Below are 513 nucleotides of genomic sequence, written 5' to 3'. Positions count from 1 at the left end.
GTAGGTAAAGAAGAATTTAATAGAAGAAATATAATTATTTATGGTTCCTGCCGAAAGCCCGCGTGCCTTTTTTAGATAAAGAATATATTGTTGGATATCTTCTTCATTGATATCCTCTAAAGGTCTATTAAGTTCCTCCATGTATGTTAGAAATGCTTTCATTCTTCTTCGATAAGCTTCTCTTGTGGAATCTGGTGAATCCTTCAAGTCAAAATATAGCTCGATTTTTTGTTCGTATTGCTCCATTGAAGTAACCTCCGATAATTGATTAGTAGTGTTTCAGGGAATCCAATCAACATCAGAGGCGGAGCACGGCTATTGTTAGAAATAGGGAGATGTACTCTCCTGTATGTGCATGTTATAATCAACATTAGAAAAAGTATGCCTTTCTTTTATGGGTTTTGTTTTGGTTTGGCGATTAAAACAATACCATAAAAAGAGCATACTTTTTCTTTTTTTTTTATACTTTTTTTCAGATGGAAGAGCTCTTGCCATCGCGGAGCGATTTCGTTC

At 34.9% G+C, this 513-nt stretch carries 1 protein-coding gene; it reads right to left on the bottom strand.

The genetic code is table 11. The features are described from left to right. The coding region (locus JCM9140_RS22190; protein ID WP_034751884.1) for a phage integrase N-terminal SAM-like domain-containing protein at window positions 1-246 on the bottom strand (246 nt) is incomplete at its 3' end. Between the last annotated feature and the right edge of the window lie 267 nt (window positions 247-513).

This window comes from Halalkalibacter wakoensis JCM 9140, assembly GCF_000513095.1.
Lineage (GTDB): Bacteria > Bacillota > Bacilli > Bacillales > Bacillaceae_D > Halalkalibacter > Halalkalibacter wakoensis.
This window is presented reverse-complemented; position numbering and strand designations above follow the sequence as displayed.